Source organism: Arthrobacter sp. 10N44_2 (assembly GCF_056394385.1).
Genome location: NZ_JBFTHT010000017.1, coordinates 35,640 through 52,143 on the forward strand (window position 1 = coordinate 35,640; position 16,504 = coordinate 52,143).

Sequence of the window (16,504 nt, forward strand, 5' to 3'; positions counted from 1 at the left end):
TGTGCCTGGCCGATCAACTGGCCCCAGCGCGCCCCAGTCGAGGCCCCGCATGGATCCTGCCGGTGTTCACGCTACAGGGCGGCCAGGGCTTCCCGCAGGACCGGCGCGAGCCGCCGCACACCCTCGCGGATCGATTCGGGCGGCACCGCGCTGAACGCCAGCCGGATCTTGTTCGACGGGTCGTCCGAGTTTGTAAAGGCCGCTCCCGGAATGAAGACGACGCCGGCGTCGATGGCCTTCCTCAGCAGCGGGTAAGTATCCACGCCGTCGGGCAGCGTAACCCACACGAAGAAGCCGCCCTCGGGGCGCGTCCAGGTCAGTCCCTCCGGCATGTAGTCGGCCAAGGCGGCCAGCATTGCCTCGCAACGTTCCTGGTACAGCACCCGATACGTCTCGATCTGGCCGCGCCAGTCGTAGTCGCGCAGATAGGCCGACACCAGCATCTGGTTCAGCGTCGGCGGGCACAGGGTGACGGCCTCCGACGCCAGGTAGTACCTGCGCTGCAGGTGGGCCGGGACCAGGGCCCAGCCGATCCGCAGGCCCGGGGCGAAGATCTTGGAAAAGGACCCCATGTAGATGACGTCATCCGGGTTGGCCGCCCGCAGGGGGATGAGCGGCTTGCCGTCGAAGCGGAGCAGGCCGTAGGGGTTGTCCTCCAGCACCAGAATATTCGCGCGACGGCATATATCCACCACGGATTGCCGGCGTTCCGCGGACAGGGTGATGCCGGACGGGTTGTTGAAGCTGGGAATGGTGTAGAGGAACTTGACGTTCTTGCCCGCGGTCTGGAGGGCGGCGATCTTTGCCTCCAGCAGATCAGGGATGATGCCCTCACCGTCCATCGGCACCGTTTCGACCTCCACCTGGTAGGCCTCGAAGGTGTTGAGGGCCCCGACATAGGTGGGGTCCTCGACGAGGACCACGTCGCCCGGATTGCAGAAAACCTTGGTGGCCACATCCTGCGCGGACTGCGAGCCGGCCGTGATGACGATGTTCGCGGGGTCGGCGTCCAGGATCCCCTCTGCCGCCATGACCTCGCAGATCTGGATGCGGAGCTCTTCAGTGCCTTGGCCGCCGCCGTACTGCAGGGCGGTCATCCCCTGCTCGGCGATGATCTTCGCGGCGGTCTGGCCCAGGCGTTCCAGCGGCAGGGACTGCAGGTAGGGGCTGCCCCCGGCGAGGGAAACGAGCCCGGGGCGCATCGAGATGTCGAAGACATCCCGGACCGCCGACTGCTTGATATTTGCTGCGCGCTCCGAGAACAGGATCTCGTGGCGGTGGGCGGACGTAGCCGCACGTTCGATTGCGTCAATGGCCTCGGCCGGAAGTACTGCTGCGGCGGCATCAAGTGTTTCGTGGGTCACAAACCCAAGGATACTACCCGTGTTGTCTTGGGGGAAACGATTGTTTCCAAATGATGCCCGGGCCGAAAGCGACCGGGCTGCTCCGGGCGACCCGAGGCCCCCGGCAGCCGTGTGCTGCCGGGGGGCCCGGGAGGTATCTGGAGCGGAGTGCGGGGTGCGGTAGCTTACGCCGCTTCCGCAGCGGGAGCCTCGGCCAGCGCGTCGAACACGCCCTTGATCTGCTCGACAACTTCGGCGTCGTCCTTGGGGTGAACCTCGGCGAAGCGGACCATCGAGCCCGGGACTGCCAGCTTGACGTTTTCGAGGACCTGGGCGCCGGCGATGCCGACGGCCTTGCGGGCCTCGTCCTGGGCCCATACGCCGCCGAACTGGCCAAAGGCGGTTCCGACAACCGCGGTGGGCTTGCCGGACAGGGCGCCTGCGCCGAAGGGGCGGGACAGCCAGTCGATGGCGTTCTTCAGCGATGCCGGGACGGTGCCGTTATGCTCCGGCGTGACCAGCAGGATGGTGTCGGCCTCGTTGGCGGCGGCCCGCAGGGCGGCGGCGGCCGCGGGCACCTGGCCTTCGACGTCGATGTCCTCGTTGTAGAAGGGGATGTTGCCCAGGCTCTCGTGAATGACCACGTCCACCTGTTCCGGGGCGTTGAGCGCGATGGCCTCGGCCAGCTGCAGGTTGGTGGAGCCGGCGCGAAGGCTGCCGACGAGAGTGAGGATGGTCTTCTTGGACATGTGTACTCCTGTGCATCACGCCGCGGGGTGATTCCGGCGGCTGGTGGATCGTGAGGCTTTGGGGGCCTTCACCCATCCTAAACGGACTGCGGTCCGGTTATATTCCGGGGCGCTAGAATCAGCGGTGTGAGCCTCATTCCGATCCGTCCCGGTGCCCAGTCCGGGGCAGGGCGCCCCGTCGCGCCCGCCGCAGAATCAGCGCGCAGCGACGCGATGCGCAACAGGGAGCTCCTGCTCTGCGCCGCCCGGGAAATCGTTGAGGAATCCAGCGCCGACGCCCTCACCATGGACCGGCTGGCGCAGCGCGCCGGAGTTGGAAAAGGGACGGTCTTCCGGCGGTTCGGCAGCCGTGCCGGGCTGATGATGGCGCTCCTTAGCGACGCCGAGGCCGAATTCCAGGGCCGGTTCATGTTTGGTCCGCCCCCGGTAGGTCCCGGCGCGCCGCCCCTGGAGCGGCTGATCGCCGTGGGCGCCGCCCGCATTGACTGGATCCTGGAATTCGGGGAGCTGGCGCGGGCCGCCGACGCCTCGGTCTACAACAGGTTCGATGTCCCGCCGGCCGTCCTCTGGCGCCGTCATCTCGAGATGCTGCTGCGCGAAGCCGGCGTGACGGCGGACCCGTGGGTCATGGCGTCGGCCCTCGGGGCGTCGCTGGAGCCGGAACTGCTGCTTCATTCCGTCGGCGTGCACGGGATTGCGCCGGAGCGCCTTGCGGACACCTGGCGGGAGCTTGTCACGCGCGTAGTGTGCGGCTCCTAGCGGCGCAGCCGGTTCCGTGGTCCAAATCCATTCCACGGAGTTATTCATAACGATCTGTAGCGAAGCCGCCGTGTCGCGGCCCGTGAGAGCCCGGCGGAGCCCGGCTAATGTGATAGCTTCCTCTGGAATGTGACCCGCAACATAGCCCACAAGGGCTCAGCCGCAAGGCATGCGGGCGGCCGGAAACCAGCTGGCCCATACTCCCGAACCGGCTGCGGAACCCGCTGCCGGATGGGGACGACGGAAGGATCGACGTTGTGAATAATCTTGTCCCTGGCACAGGCGGGCCCGCCCGTGCGGCCGCAGCCGTGACGCACGGATCTGCTCAGGCAACGGCGATCCAGAACTAGCCGCTCCATGCTTCGATATCTCGCCAAACGTGCGCTCACGTATGTCTTCATGATCTTCCTGACCACCAGTGCCGGCTATCTCCTGGCTGTGAGCACGCTGCAGCCGGCGCTGCTTGAGCAGGAGCGGATTCCGCGGCCCACGCCCGAGCAGGTGGTCAATTCCTTCCGGCTCAAGGGGCTCGATCCCACCCTCAACCCGTGGGAGCGCTACGTCGACTGGCTCACCGCCATTCTCACCCGCTGGGACTGGGGACGGAGCCCCAACGGTGCCTTCATCAACGCCGAGTTCGGCGACCGGGTCTGGATCTCAACCCGGCTCTTCCTGGCCTCGATCATCCTGACCCTCGTGATCGGCGTCGCCCTCGGCGTCTTCACCGCGGCCCGCCAGTACAAGGCCTCGGACCGGGCCATCACCTCGTACAGCTACCTCATGTACATCGTCCCCGCACCGATCGCCTACTTCCTGGTGCAGCTGGGCGCCATCAACATCAACGAGTCGGTCGGGGAGCGGGTCTTCTTTGTCACCGGCATCTCCACCCCGGGTCTGGACGGCGACGGCTGGGCCCAGTTCGTCGACATGCTCGCCCACTACGCCGTGCCCACGTTCGCCATCACGATTGTGGGCTGGGGCGCGTACCAGATCGCCCAGCGCCAGTATCTGCTGGACAACGTCAACGCCGACTTCGTCAGGACGGCGCGGGCCAAGGGCCTGACCCGCAACCAGGCCATCAGCCGGCACGCCCTGCGGGTGTCCTTCATCCCCGTGGCGCAGAGCATTGCGTTCACCATCCCGGCCATCTTCGCCGGCGGCTTCTTCGCCGAGAAAATCTTCGCCTGGCACGGCGTCGGGTCCTGGTCCATCGACTCAATTGCCCTGCAGGACGTCAACGCGGCCACCGCGACCCTCGCCTACGGCTCCGTCATCTTCGCGGTCGGAGCGATCCTCGCCGACTTCGCCACCACGCTCGTGGACCCGAGAGTGCGGGTGCAGTAATCATGACCAACCTCAACACGATTGACCCAGCCGCCGTCCTGGACGAAGGAAAGTTCGGCGACGACGAGGTCGTGATCGGCAAGTCGCGGATCATCCTGCGGCGCTTCCTGCGCAACCGGACAGCCGTCGCCGGCCTCGCCATCTTCCTGGCCCTGACCCTCTTCTCCTTCATCGGCGGCTTCTTCGGCAGCTGGGACAAGGAGACCATCGACCCCTTCAACATCGGCATGCCGCCCTCCGCGGAGCACCTCCTGGGCACCTCCCAGGCCGGGATCGACCTCTACGCCCTGACCGTCGAGGGCACCAGGGTCTCCATCCTGATCGGCGTCGTCGTCGGCCTCGTCTCGGTGCTGATCGCCGCCGTCTACGGCTGCACCATGGCGTTCTTCGGCCGCAAGGTGGACAAGGTCATGCTGTTCATCCTCGAAGCCCTGATCATGATGCCGGCCCTGCTGGTTGTCGCGGTGGCCACGAGCGGCGGCGCCAACGGCCTGAAGAACACCGTCCCGAGCTGGCTTCTGCTCATCATCGTGCTGCTGGTCTTCAGCTGGATGGGGACCGCACGCCTCATCAGGTCCCTGTCGCTCTCCCTCATGCAGCGTGACTTCGTCAAAGCCTCCCAGTACATGGGCATCCCGCCGCGCCGGATCGTCTGGCGCCACCTCGTGCCGAACATCGGCTCCCTGCTGGTCCTGGAAGTCACCCGCGGCGTCACCGGCGCCATCCTCGCCGAGGTCGCGTTCTCCTTCATTGGCATCGGCATCAAGGTCCCCGACGTGAGCCTGGGCGTCCTGATCGGCCAGTCGACCTCCCAGGTTTCCACCTTTCCGTGGATGTTCTGGGCGCCCCTGATCGTGATGTTCCTGCTGACCGGCTCGCTCGCCATGATGAACGACGGCCTCCGCGACGCGTTCGACCCCAGCTCCAGCTCCGTTGGCCGCGCCAAGAGGAGCAAGGCCACTGGCCGCGCCACCGGCAACGCCACCGGCGGCGCCACCGGCAAGACACAGAAGAAGAGCAAATGACCAGCAACACCACCGCACGGGACACCGCGCAAGGGACCGCCGAGCGCCTCCACGCCGCCGGGCTGCACGCCCCCACCAGCGCGGTCCTCTCCGTCCGGGACCTCAACGTCCGCTTCAACACGGAAAACGGCGTGGTGCACGCGGTCCGCGGCGTCGACTTCGACGTGATGCCCGGCAAGACGCTGGGCATCGTGGGCGAGTCCGGCTCCGGCAAATCGGTCACGTCCATGGCGATCATGGGCCTGCTGCCCGCGACGGCGGAAATCACCGGTTCGGTCCGGCTGCAGGGCAAGGAGCTCCTGGGGCTCAGCGACAAGGCCATGTGCCGCCACCGCGGCAGCGACCTCGCCATGGTGTTCCAGGACCCGCTGTCCTCCCTGACCCCGGTCTACACGGTCGGCACCCAGATCATCGAGGCCCTGACCGTCCACAACCCGACCATGAGCAAGCAGGCCAAGGAGGCACGCGCCGTCGAACTCCTGGGGTTGGTCGGCATCCCCAGCCCGAAGGACCGGCTCAAGGCCTTCCCGCACGAGTTCTCCGGCGGCATGCGCCAGCGCGTCATGATCGCCATCGCGATCGCCAACAACCCGCGGGTTCTGATCGCCGATGAGCCGACGACGGCGCTGGACGTCACCATCCAGGCGCAGGTCCTCGAGGTGCTCCACGCCGCCCAGGAGGAGACCGGCGCCGCGGTCGTCATGATCACGCACGACCTCGGCGTGGTCGCCGGCATGGCGGACGACATCATGGTGATGTACGCGGGCAGGCCGGTGGAGACCGGCAGCGTCGATGACATCTACTACAGCCCGCGGATGCCCTACACGATGGGCCTGCTCGGTGCGGTCCCGCGCGTGGACGTCGCGGAAAAATCGTCGCTGGTGCCGATCGACGGCATCCCCCCGAACCTCACCCAGCCGCCCACCGGCTGTTCGTTCGCGCCGCGGTGCCCGCTGGCCAGCGAGGCCTGCCTCGACGGCGAACCTGACCTTCGGGCGGTGGCGCCCGGCACCGGGCACAGCGCCGCGTGCATCAAGAGCGAGGCCCTCGCCGACGTCGATGTCCACACTGTTTTCGCCGTCCCGGCCGTGCCGGTATCCCGCTTTGACAGCCTTCCCCGGCACGAACGCAAGACTGTCCTGGAACTCCGCGACGTCAGGAAGCACTTTCCGCTGATGAAGGGCGCCCTGATCAAGCGCAGGATCGGCACGGTGAAGGCCGTGGACGGGCTGAGCTTCGATATCCGTGAGGGCGAGTGCTTCTCGATCGTGGGGGAGTCGGGCTGCGGAAAGACCACCACCCTGCTGGAAATCATGGAGTTCCACAAGGACCAGGACGGCGAGGTGGTGATCGGCGGGCTGAGCAACAAGCAGGCCGCGGACGCCCGGGCCAAGAGCGCCATGCGCAAGGAACTGCAGATGGTGTTCCAGGATCCCACCGGGGCACTGGATCCGCGCTTCACCGTCTACGAGGTCCTGGCCGAGCCGATGGAAAACCTGGGCATGCCCAAGGCTGCCATCCGGAAGCGGATCATGGAGCTCATGGAGCTGGTGGGCCTGCAGGCGGACCACGTCAACCGGTTCCCCAACCAGTTCTCCGGCGGCCAGCGCCAGCGCATCGGCATTGCCCGCGCCCTCGCGGTGAACCCCCGGCTGGTGGTCCTGGATGAGCCCGTCTCCGCCCTCGACGTATCGGTGCAGGCCGGCGTCATCAACCTCCTGGACAAGCTCCGTGCCGAACTCGGCCTCAGCTACCTCATGGTGGCCCATGACCTCTCCGTGGTCCGGCACATCTCCAACCGCGTTGCCGTCATGTACCTGGGCAAGATCGTGGAGATCGGCGACGTCGACGCCGTCTTCGACAACCCCCGCCACCCCTATACCCGTGCCCTGCTCTCCGCGATCCCGGTACCGGATCCGGAGCTGGAGCGCACCCGCGAGCGGATCATCCTCCAGGGCGACCTGCCCTCGCCGCTGGAAGCGCCGGCAGGCTGCAACTTCGCCACCCGCTGTCCCGTGTTCGCGGCCCTGCCGCCGGCCAGGCAGGAGAAGTGCCTGACCCTGGAGCCGGCCCTCGAAGCGTCCGCCACCGACCAGCAGTTCGCCTGCTTCTACCCGGACGGCGAACTGGACGCGGACATGCTGGTTGTCCACGAAAACCACTGAATCACCGGACCAGCACACCACCCGAGAACCCACGCATCACACTCGCATGAAAAAAATGAAGGGGATCACATGAAAAATCGGACCAGGATCGGCGGCCTCACCGCCGTCGTGGCTGCCCTCGCGCTGACCGCTTGCGGCAGCGGTGGCGCCTCAACCACCGCCCAGAGCGCCAAGGCACAGGATGCCTCCGGCGACCTGAGCAAGCTGGTCAGCGTCAACGCCAAGAAGGCCGCCGACCTGCAGCAGGGCGGTACCGTGACGCTGCCGCTGGGCAACATCGGACCGGACTTCAACGGCTTCTCCAACGCGGGCAACTCGGCGGACAACACCGAACTGCACTACCCGATCGACGAGGCCGGCTACGTGGGCTGCTGGAAGCTGGACTTCGACGGCACCGCCAACCTCAACAAGAACTTCTGCGAAGACTTCAAGAGCGAGGTCAAAGACGGCAAGCAGACCATCACCATCAAGATCAACCCGAAGGCCGCCTACAACGACGGCACCCCGATCAACGCCGCCACGTTCGAGAACACGTGGAAGATGCTCAATGGCCAGAACAAGGACATCGACATCGTCAGCTCCGGGGCCTACGAGTTCATCGACTCCGTCAAGGCGGGAAGCAGCGACAAGGAAGTCGTTGTCACCACCACACAGCCGGTGTACCCGCTCAGTGACATGTTCGGCGGCTTCATCCCGCAGACCGTGAACACTCCCGAAATCTTCAACACCGGCTTCACGGGCGAACTGCACCCCGAGTGGATGGCGGGCCCGTTCAAGGTCGACAAGTTTGACTCCGCCGCGAAGACTGTCTCCCTCGTGCCGAATGACAAGTGGTGGGGCGAGAAGCCGGTCCTGGACAAGGTGATCTTCCGCCAGCTGGAGGCCAGCGCCGAGATCGCCGCCTTCAAGAACGGCGAAATCGACATGGCCGACGGCCGCACGCTGACGAAGTACAAGCAGCTTGAAGGCTCCAAGAACTCCGAGGTCCGCCGCGGCCAGCGCCTCTTCGCCGGCGGCCTGAACCTCAACGCCCTCAAGGCCCCGCTCACCGACGTCGCAGTCCGCAAGGCAATCTTCACCGCCGTGGACCGCCCCGCCATCCGCGCCGTCCGCTTTGGCGGACTGAACTGGGAAGAGAACAGCTCGGGCTCCATGATGCTGATGCCGTTCTCGAAGTACTACCAGGACAACTACCCGGTCAAGGAAACCGGCGCCGACGCGGCCAAGAAGGTCCTGACCGAGGCCGGCTACAAGGCCAACGCCAAGGGCATCATGGAAAAGGACGGCGTCCCGGCGTCGTTCAAGATCACCAACTTCGGTGACGACCCCACCGGCCTCGCCACCGTTCAGACGCTGCAGAAGCAGCTTCAGGCGGCCGGCATGGACGTTGGCATCGACCAGCGCGGTGACGCCGACTTCGGCAAGGTGGTTGGCAGCCGCGACTTCCAGCTCACCATCAGCGGCTACACGGTAGGCGCCGACGCCACCTCCGGCGTGAAGCAGTTCTACGATTCCAAGACCAACGAGAACGAACTCGGCGACGCCGAACTGGACAAGGCCATCAAGGACCTTGCCTCCATCCAGGATGACGCCCAGCGCAACAAGGCCGCCATGGACGTCGAGAAGAAGCACATGGAGAAGTACTTCTCCATGGGCGTGATCATGAACGGCCCGCAGATCTACTTCGCCCGCACGGGCCTGGCCAACTACGGTGCGGCCCTGTTCCAGACCCCGGACTGGAGCGTCGTCGGCTGGCAGAAGAGCTAGTCCCGGCAAGCACCACGCACTAACAAGCAGCACGGCCGAGGCCGGTGCCCCTGGAAGCTTCCGGGCGGCGCCGGCCTCGTTCGATTAAGCCCTGCCGGACAGGCGCCCCGGTGCATGCCCAGCCGGTAGCCTTGGCACCATGAGCAACGATTCAACCCGGCCCATCCGCACCGCCGTCGCCGGTTTCGGCCTTTCGGGCAGCGTCTTCCACGCCCCGTTCATCGCCGCAAACCCGGCCTATTCGCTCGATGCCATTGCCACCTCCGACGCCGCCAGGAGATCTGCCGCCGCACACAGCTATCCGGCGGCCAGGATCGTCGACACCCCGGCCGATATCCTGGAGCTCGCCGGCGAACTGGACCTGCTGGTGCTCGGCACGCCGCCCGCCACCCACTACCCACTCGCGAAAGCGGCGCTGGAAGCCGGCCTCGACGTCGTCGTCGACAAGCCCTTCGCTGTCAGCAGCGCCGAGGGGCAGGAGCTCATCGACTTGGCCGGGCGGCTGGGCCGGGTGCTCACGGTGTTCCAGAACCGGCGCTGGGACGGCGACTTCCTCACCGTTAAAGCCCTCATGGACACCGGAGCCTTCGGCACCGTGAGCCGCTTTGAGTCCCGCTTCGAGCGATGGTCGCCCGACGTCCCCAAAGCATGGAAGGCGGCCGCAACGGCGGACGACGGCGGCGGGGTGCTGTTTGACCTCGGCACCCACCTGCTGGACCAGGCCGTGCAGCTTTTTGGGCCGGCCACGCTCATTCACGCGGAACTGGCGGCCCGGCGGCCCGGAGCCAAGGCGGACGACGACGTCTTCCTGGTCCTGCGGCACAGCTCCGGGGTGACCAGCCACCTGTGGATGAACATGCTGTGCGCCCAGCAGGGCCCTCGCTACCGCATCCTGGGCAGCGAGGGCGGTTTCACCAAGCACGGCGTGGACCCGCAGGAGCCGTACATCCTGGCCGGTGGAAGCCCGCTGGATGCCGACTACGGCGTGGAAGATCCGGACTGGGCCGGGCTGCTGGGGCGCGACGGGCACCTGGACCGGCTGCCCACCGAGCGCGGCGCCTACCCCGAGTTTTACCGGATCCTGGCCGCCAAGATCGCCGACGGCGGCGCAAGCTCGTCGCTGCCCGTCCCCGTCGACCCCGCGGGCCCGCTGCAGGTGCTGCAGCTGATCGAGCAGGCCCGGTCCCTGGCCTGAGCCCGGCTTAAACACCAATCGGCTGCTCCGAAAACGCCCTTCTGGGTGTCCAAAAAGGGCGGTTTGGGCCCGCGCCGGCAGGGTTCCCTGGCCGAGCTTGCGAGGCGAGGGGGCCGGTGGGGAGGAGCAGCCGATGAAGTGCTGGCTACGCGGAGACCAGCTCGTGCCAGTCGGCGACGAGGGGCAGGTTGTGCGCCTCGGAGACCGAGCGGTGCGCAACCTTGCCGCCGGCGATGTTCAGGCCGGCGGCCAGGGCGGCGTCGCGCTCAAACGCAGCCTTGACACCCAGGTTCGCCAGCGAGACGGCGTAGCGCAGGGTGACGTTGGTCAGCGCGTACGTGGAGGTGTTCGGGACGGCGCCGGGCATGTTGGCGACGCAGTAGAAGATCGTGTTGTGGACCTTGTACGTCGGTTCCTGATGCGTGGTGGGGTGCGTGTCCTCGAAGCAGCCGCCCTGGTCCACGGCGATGTCCACCAGCACGGAGCCGGGCTTCATCCGGGACACGAGCTCGTTGGTGACGAGCTTCGGTGCCTTGGCGCCGGGGATCAGGACCGAACCGATCACGAGGTCGGCGTCGACCACGGACTTCTCGATCTCGTACTTGTTGGACGCGACAGTCTTCAGGCGGCCCTGGTACTGGGCGTCTAGCTCGCGCAGGCGGTTGATGTTGATGTCCAGGATGGTGACGTCGGCACCCAGGCCCAGGGCCATGGCGGCAGCGTTGGTGCCGGCAACACCTGCGCCGAGGACAACGACCTTGGCCGGACGGACGCCCGGGACGCCGCCGAGCAGCACGCCCTTGCCGCCAGCCGGCGCCATCAGGGACGTGGCGCCGACCTGCACGGACAGCCGGCCGGCAACCTCGGACATCGGGGCCAGCAGCGGCAGGGACCTGCCCTCCTGGACCGTCTCGTAGGCGATGGCGGTGACGCCGGAGTTGATCAGGGCCTGGGTCAGTTCCGGTTCGGCGGCCAGGTGCAGGTAGGTGAAGAGGATCAGGCCCTTGCGGAAGCGGTGGTATTCGGCCTTGACCGGTTCCTTGACCTTCAGCACCATGTCGGCGCGGCCCCAGACGTCGTCGGCTTCGGCGACGATCTCGGCACCGGCGATCGCGTATTCCTCATCCGTGATGCCGGAGCCCAGGCCCGCGCCGCGCTCGACGAGGACCTCGTGGCCGTGGGTCCGGAATTCATGGACGCCGGCCGCCGTGATGGCGACGCGGAACTCGTTGTTCTTGATCTCTTTGGGTACGCCGATGATCATTTGTTAGCTCCAGTAGGTGGTGGCCTCGTGGGCCTGGATGAGCGGGGGATTCGTACTTCCAGAATAAATCCCGCTGTGAGGCACGCGACAGGTGCCGCCGCCGGGCATTGGGCGCCCGCCGCGTCATTCCGGGGTTTTTCAAAACCGGGGATAGACATTTGTCGATGGAGCGGGCGTCAGGTGTCGGCTCGTGTCCGTCCCGGCTGCATTCGCAGTGCGGCGGGCGGGGGCAGTAGTCTGGCAGGATGCAGCAGCAGGACGTGGAGCAGCTCGTGGAGCAGGTGGCGCAGCGGCTGGGCCGCGGCCTCTCCCTCGAGGACCTCGACGGTCTGCTCCTCGCCTACAGTTCCAACCAATCCCATGCGGACCGCGTCCGGGTGAACTTCCTGCTCAGTAAGCGTGTCCCCGTGGACGTCATCGCGTGGCAGCTCTCCCACGGGATCGCGACGGCGGTCCGGCCGGTCGTCGTGCCGGCCAACGCGGACCTCGGCATGCTCGGGCGCGTGTGCGTGCCGCTGCTGGTGCGGGGCTTCCGGGTGGGGTACCTGTGGGTCCAGCTCGACGCTGAGGAACCCAGCGCCGCGACCGTCCTCGCCCAGCTGCCGGACGTGGCCCCGGAGCTGGAACAACTGTCCACCCTGCTGCTGGATTCCAATACGGCCGAGTCCGAGTTCCGGCGCCGGCGCGAACAGGAGTTCCTGGCCGCGTGCGCCGGCGAGGCCAACGCGGCGGCGGCCGTCGCGGGCTGGAAAGAGGTCCAGGGCAAGGGGCCCTGGCAGCTGGTGACCGTCCTGGACGCGGATGGCTGGGCCGGCGGCTCGGATCCCATCGCCGACACGCTCATTCACCGCTCCGCGGCGCTGCAGGCGACCATCGGGGTGGATGCCGCACTGTTCAGCGCCGGCACGGAGACCCACGCGGTGGTGCTCTTCAAGGAATCCACGGGACGCGCCGACCACGCCCAGGTGCTGGTCCACTACCAACTCGAACTCGCCAAACGCTCCGGGCGCACGGTCCGGCGGATCATCCTGGGCACGTCCGAGGGATTCGCCAAGCCTCGGGAACTGGCCGAGGCCTACCGGCAGTCACGGCAGGCGGCCCAGGCCGCGGCGGTGGATCCCCAGTTGGGCGAGCTCGTCGACTGCCGGGCCACCGGCGTCTACCAGCTCCTGGCCTCGGCCGGCGGCGGCGCGGGAGCCTGGGCAGACGCGGGTTCCGTGTATTTCCGCCTCCTCGAGGACCATGACCGCAACCACGAGCTGCTGCCCGTGCTGGAGCTGTTCTACGACAACGACGGCTCGGTCCAGGAAGTCGCGGCCAAACTGCACCTGCACCGGAGCAGCATCTACAACCGGCTCGGCCGGATCCGCCAGCTGCTGGGCGTGGACCCGTTGAAGGGAATGGTGCGGCTGGAACTGCATGCCGGGCTCAAGGCGCGGCGCTGGGCTGGCCGGCCCAGAATCTAGCGGCGCGCTTAGCCCTCGCGCTTGGAGGGGTCGGCGTCGAGGGCCGGCTTCGCATCGTGGCCAGCGTCCTGGCCAAGGTCCTGGCCGGGGCCGGCGATGCCGGCGGCACTGCGGCGGCGGGAAATCCGGCTGTCCACCCAGAGCGACACCGCTACGAAAGCGACGCCGCTGGCCAGATATGTGGCGGTGTTGTTCAGGCCCATCGCGGTTCCGAAGATGCCAGCGAGCAGCATGGCGGCGATCCCTGCCACGATGTGCCACCCTCTGAATTTACCCACATTCCAAGCTTAACCCGCGGGATATCAGTGCTTCCGCGCCGGACCGGGATCGTTGCTTGATCCTTATCACTGCTTCATGAAGCACCGGCAGCCTCGTCATCCTGGCCGGCCGGCGTCCCGGCGCCCGCACCGTTCTTCTTCTGCGTTTCGAGCCACGCCATGATGTCGGCCAGCCGGATCCGGCGGTGCGTTCCGCGGTATTCCACCGGGATCTCGGCGCGGTCGGTCATGTTCCGCAGATACGTGTGCGAGATCCCCGCAAGCTCCGCGGCCCGGGACGTCGTCAGCATTTCCTCGACGCTGCTGACCGTCACGGCCTCGCCGCGGCTGAAGCGGCCCAGCAGATCGACGACGGCGTCCCGCGCCGCGGGCGGCAGCCGGTGGACGGTGCCGTCGACGAACACCGTAATGTCGTGGCTGCCGTCGAGGGCGTACCTGAGGTTCTGCGCATCCTCGGCCGGGAGGCCGGCCGTCACCCGGGGGGCTATCAGTGCCATGAGTGCATCCTAGCGGCAGCAGCTACAGCCCAAGGTCCTCCAGGACCGGCAGTTTTGCCCGCACCCAGGCCCGGGCCTCGGTAGCGCTCGGCGCGGACAAGGCCAGCTTGGCAAGCTCCCGGGCTTCAGCCAGGGTGACGGTCTTCAGCACGGCGGCGACGGCCGCGATGGAACGCGCCGTCATGGACAGCGTGGTGACGCCCAGCCCCGTGAGGACGACGGCGAGGGCAGGGTCCGCCGCGGCCTCGCCGCACACGCCCACCGGTTTGTTGTGGCCCTCGGCCGCGGAACCTTCCACGGTCAGGCCCACGAGCCGCAGTACGGCCGGCTGCCAGGGGGTGTTGAGGGCGGCCAGCGGGCCGAGCTGGCGGTCGGCCGCCATGGCGTACTGGGTGAGGTCATTGGTGCCCAGGCTGGCGAAGCCGACCTCGCGGAGGATGGCCTCGGCCGTCAGCGCCGCCGACGGGACCTCCACCATGACGCCGGGCGTCTTGATCCCTGCCGCGGCGCACAGCGAGGCAAAGCGGGCCGCCTCCTCAGCGGTGGAAATCATCGGGGCCATCACCCAGACGTCCGCCTCGGATGCCTTCTCCGCCAGGGCAATGGCCTGCAGCTGGCGCTCCAGGACCCCCGGCGTGGTGAAATCGGTCCGGTAGCCGCGGACGCCAAGGGCCGGGTTGGGCTCGGTGGCGTCGGTCAGGAACGGCAGCGGCTTGTCCGCGCCGGCGTCGAGCGTGCGGAGCACCACTTTCTTGCCCGGGAAGGCGTCGAAGACGCCCTGGTAGGCGGCGGCCTGTTCCTCCACGGTCGGTTCGGTGTCCCGCTCCAGGAAGCAGAACTCGGTCCGGAACAGTCCCACGCCCTGGGCGTTCAGGCCGGCCGCGGCCACGGCGTCCTTGGCGCCGCCGACGTTGGCCAGGAGCGGCACGAGGTGGCCGTCCGCCGTCGTGCCGGTCCCGTCGAAGGCGGCAAGCAGCGACGCGGTGGCGGCCCAGTGGGCTGCGGCCGCGCGCTGGGACTCGTCCGGGTTCGCGGTGATGAGGCCGGCCGCACCGTCCACGTACACCTCGGTGCCGTCGGCGAGCTCGTCGACCCCGACGGCGGCGACCACGGCCGGCAGACCCAGCGAGCGGGCGATGATCGCGGTGTGGGACTGCGGGCCGCCACCGGCGGTGACCAGCGCCAGGACCTTTTCCGGATCCAAGGTGGCGGTATCGGCCGGGGCCAGGTCCTCGGCGATGAGGATGAACGGGGTGGGGGACACGGGAATGCCCGGCGCGGGGACTCCGCGCAGTTCCGCCACGATCCGGGAGCGGACATCCAGGACGTCCGTGGCGCGCTCGGCCATGTAGCCGCCCAGGTTGTGCAGCATCTCCGAGACCGAGGCGCCGGCTTCCCAGATTGCACGCTGCCCGGAGGTGCCGCGGCCGATCAGTTTGGCGGCTGATTTGAGCAGCATGGTGTCAGTGGCCATGAGGGCCGTGGCCTCGAGGACGGCCTTGCCGTCGCCCGAGACGGTCTCGGACCGGGCCTTCAGTTCGTCGTGGACGGATTTCGCCGCGGCCTTCAGCGCCGCCGTCGCGTCCTCCGCCGTGACGCCGGCGGGAAGCTGCTCTCCGGCAGGCGGTTCGCTGATCGGTTTGGGCATCTGCCGGACGGTACCGATGATGCGGCCGGGGCTAACGCCTACTCCTGGGAAGTTCTGCACTGAAGGTCCTCATTTTCTGTCGTAGGCCAGTGGCCACTAAGCCGGTAAACCAGGTGCCGCAGCGACCCTGCTGATCATCTGCGCCTGCGGCTGACGGCTGCGGCAGCGGGCGGGTCACGGCACCTGGAAAAATTGTATGTGATGCAGTTCATATAGCGTTGCTATAGGTGCTAGGGTAGCGGTTATGAGTATCGATGGCCAGCTACCACCCAAGGCCCGGCTGCTGCGTGCGGCCGCCGAGCTGCTGGCCAACTCCGGCGGATCCGCAGTCTCGACCCGCCAGATCACGCAGCTGGCCGGTGTCACGGCACCGACCCTCTACCACCACTTTGGTGACAAGGAAGGGCTGTTCGACGCCGTCGTCGCAGCAGGTTTCGACGAATATGTCGCGGGCGAACGTGACTTCGCGCCCTCTGGCCAACCTCTGGAGGACATCCGGAGGATGTGGGACAACCATGTCCAGTTCGGGCTGAACCAGCCGGAACTGTACCTCGTCATGTTCGGCAATATCCGCCCTGAGAGCCGCCCGGCCATCGTCGCCGATGCCGAGGCCCTCATGGAGGAAATGCTGAACAAGGCGGCTGTCTCCGGCCAGCTCAACGTCCCGCCCAAGGAGGCGGCCAGGTCCATCCTGGCGGCCAATGTGGGCATGACCCTCATGCTGATCGCGGAAAAGGTGCCGGAGCGGAACCTCGAGCTCTCCGCCATGACCCGCGACGCCATGATCTTTGCGGTTTCCACCGAGCAGGCCCGGGACAACGGTTCTGTGGACAGCGGAAAGTCCTCAGTGGTTGTGGCGGCCATCGCATTGAATGCAGCACTCCAGGCGTCCCACTCGGACCAGCTCTCCAGCTCGGAACTCAAGCTCTTCCTCGAATGGCTCCACCGGATCTCCAACAGCTCCACCAGCTAGCTCGGCGAAATTATCGGACCATCCTGCAATG

General features: G+C 67.3%; 14 protein-coding genes. 8 read left to right on the forward strand and 6 right to left on the reverse strand.

The annotated features are described in order from the left end of the window. Window positions 1-71 precede the first annotated feature (71 nt). Together AC1DBX_RS16330 and AC1DBX_RS16335 are read right to left on the reverse strand one after the other, a co-directional pair. Window positions 72-1,364 carry an aminotransferase-like domain-containing protein gene (locus tag AC1DBX_RS16330; RefSeq protein WP_476932233.1) on the reverse strand — a complete coding sequence of 431 codons (1,293 nt, stop codon included), beginning with the start codon at window positions 1,362-1,364 and terminating at the stop codon, window positions 72-74. A gap of 164 nt (window positions 1,365-1,528) precedes the next feature. Next, window positions 1,529-2,092 (reverse strand): NAD(P)H-dependent oxidoreductase, encoded by a 564-nt coding sequence (locus AC1DBX_RS16335; protein ID WP_018775397.1) that lies wholly within the window; start codon window positions 2,090-2,092, stop codon window positions 1,529-1,531. Window positions 2,093-2,218: 126 nt separating this feature from the next. Here AC1DBX_RS16335 and AC1DBX_RS16340 point away from each other — a divergent pair, with 126 nt between their 5' ends. From AC1DBX_RS16340 to AC1DBX_RS16365, 6 genes are all read left to right on the forward strand, one after another. After that, window positions 2,219-2,851 (forward strand): TetR/AcrR family transcriptional regulator, encoded by a 633-nt coding sequence (locus tag AC1DBX_RS16340; protein ID WP_476851440.1) that lies wholly within the window; start codon window positions 2,219-2,221, stop codon window positions 2,849-2,851. Between the two features lie 357 nt (window positions 2,852-3,208). After that, window positions 3,209-4,195, forward strand: a complete 987-nt coding sequence (locus AC1DBX_RS16345) for an ABC transporter permease (protein WP_028277582.1) — start codon at window positions 3,209-3,211, stop codon at window positions 4,193-4,195. Between the two features lie 2 nt (window positions 4,196-4,197). Next, window positions 4,198-5,220: an ABC transporter permease gene (locus AC1DBX_RS16350; RefSeq protein WP_476932234.1), complete on the forward strand. Its 1,023-nt coding sequence runs from the start codon at window positions 4,198-4,200 to the stop codon at window positions 5,218-5,220. Beyond that, complete coding sequence (locus AC1DBX_RS16355; RefSeq protein ID WP_476851441.1) at window positions 5,217-7,385, forward strand: dipeptide ABC transporter ATP-binding protein; 2,169 nt, start codon at window positions 5,217-5,219, stop codon at window positions 7,383-7,385. The genes AC1DBX_RS16350 and AC1DBX_RS16355 overlap by 4 nt, the downstream gene beginning before the upstream one ends. Before the next feature lie 69 nt (window positions 7,386-7,454). After that, window positions 7,455-9,152 (forward strand): ABC transporter family substrate-binding protein, encoded by a 1,698-nt coding sequence (locus tag AC1DBX_RS16360; RefSeq protein WP_230006921.1) that lies wholly within the window; start codon window positions 7,455-7,457, stop codon window positions 9,150-9,152. Between the two features lie 139 nt (window positions 9,153-9,291). Further along, on the forward strand, window positions 9,292-10,347 hold the full coding sequence (locus tag AC1DBX_RS16365) for a Gfo/Idh/MocA family protein (protein ID WP_476874181.1): 1,056 nt from the start codon (window positions 9,292-9,294) through the stop codon (window positions 10,345-10,347). A gap of 145 nt (window positions 10,348-10,492) precedes the next feature. Here the strand turns inward: AC1DBX_RS16365 and ald are convergent, their stop codons facing one another. Beyond that, entirely contained in the window at window positions 10,493-11,611 is a 1,119-nt protein-coding gene (gene ald, locus AC1DBX_RS16370; RefSeq protein ID WP_079555133.1) for an alanine dehydrogenase, read from the reverse strand. Window positions 11,612-11,856: 245 nt separating this feature from the next. Between ald and AC1DBX_RS16375 the strand changes: the two genes are divergently transcribed. Beyond that, window positions 11,857-13,077: a PucR family transcriptional regulator gene (locus AC1DBX_RS16375; protein WP_223914951.1), complete on the forward strand. Its 1,221-nt coding sequence runs from the start codon at window positions 11,857-11,859 to the stop codon at window positions 13,075-13,077. An 8-nt stretch (window positions 13,078-13,085) separates the two neighbouring features. On the opposite strand, the gene AC1DBX_RS16380 is transcribed toward AC1DBX_RS16375, so the two are convergent. The 3 genes from AC1DBX_RS16380 to ptsP form a co-directional block, all read right to left on the reverse strand. Continuing rightward, window positions 13,086-13,355: a hypothetical protein gene (locus AC1DBX_RS16380; protein ID WP_084476217.1), complete on the reverse strand. Its 270-nt coding sequence runs from the start codon at window positions 13,353-13,355 to the stop codon at window positions 13,086-13,088. A gap of 74 nt (window positions 13,356-13,429) precedes the next feature. Continuing rightward, window positions 13,430-13,852 (reverse strand): helix-turn-helix domain-containing protein, encoded by a 423-nt coding sequence (locus AC1DBX_RS16385; protein WP_476932235.1) that lies wholly within the window; start codon window positions 13,850-13,852, stop codon window positions 13,430-13,432. A 22-nt stretch (window positions 13,853-13,874) separates the two neighbouring features. After that, complete coding sequence (gene ptsP / locus AC1DBX_RS16390) at window positions 13,875-15,560, reverse strand: phosphoenolpyruvate--protein phosphotransferase (protein WP_230006916.1); 1,686 nt, start codon at window positions 15,558-15,560, stop codon at window positions 13,875-13,877. A 184-nt stretch (window positions 15,561-15,744) separates the two neighbouring features. Between ptsP and AC1DBX_RS16395 the strand changes: the two genes are divergently transcribed. Next, window positions 15,745-16,473 carry a TetR/AcrR family transcriptional regulator gene (locus tag AC1DBX_RS16395; protein WP_476932236.1) on the forward strand — a complete coding sequence of 243 codons (729 nt, stop codon included), beginning with the start codon at window positions 15,745-15,747 and terminating at the stop codon, window positions 16,471-16,473. Window positions 16,474-16,504 lie beyond the last annotated feature (31 nt).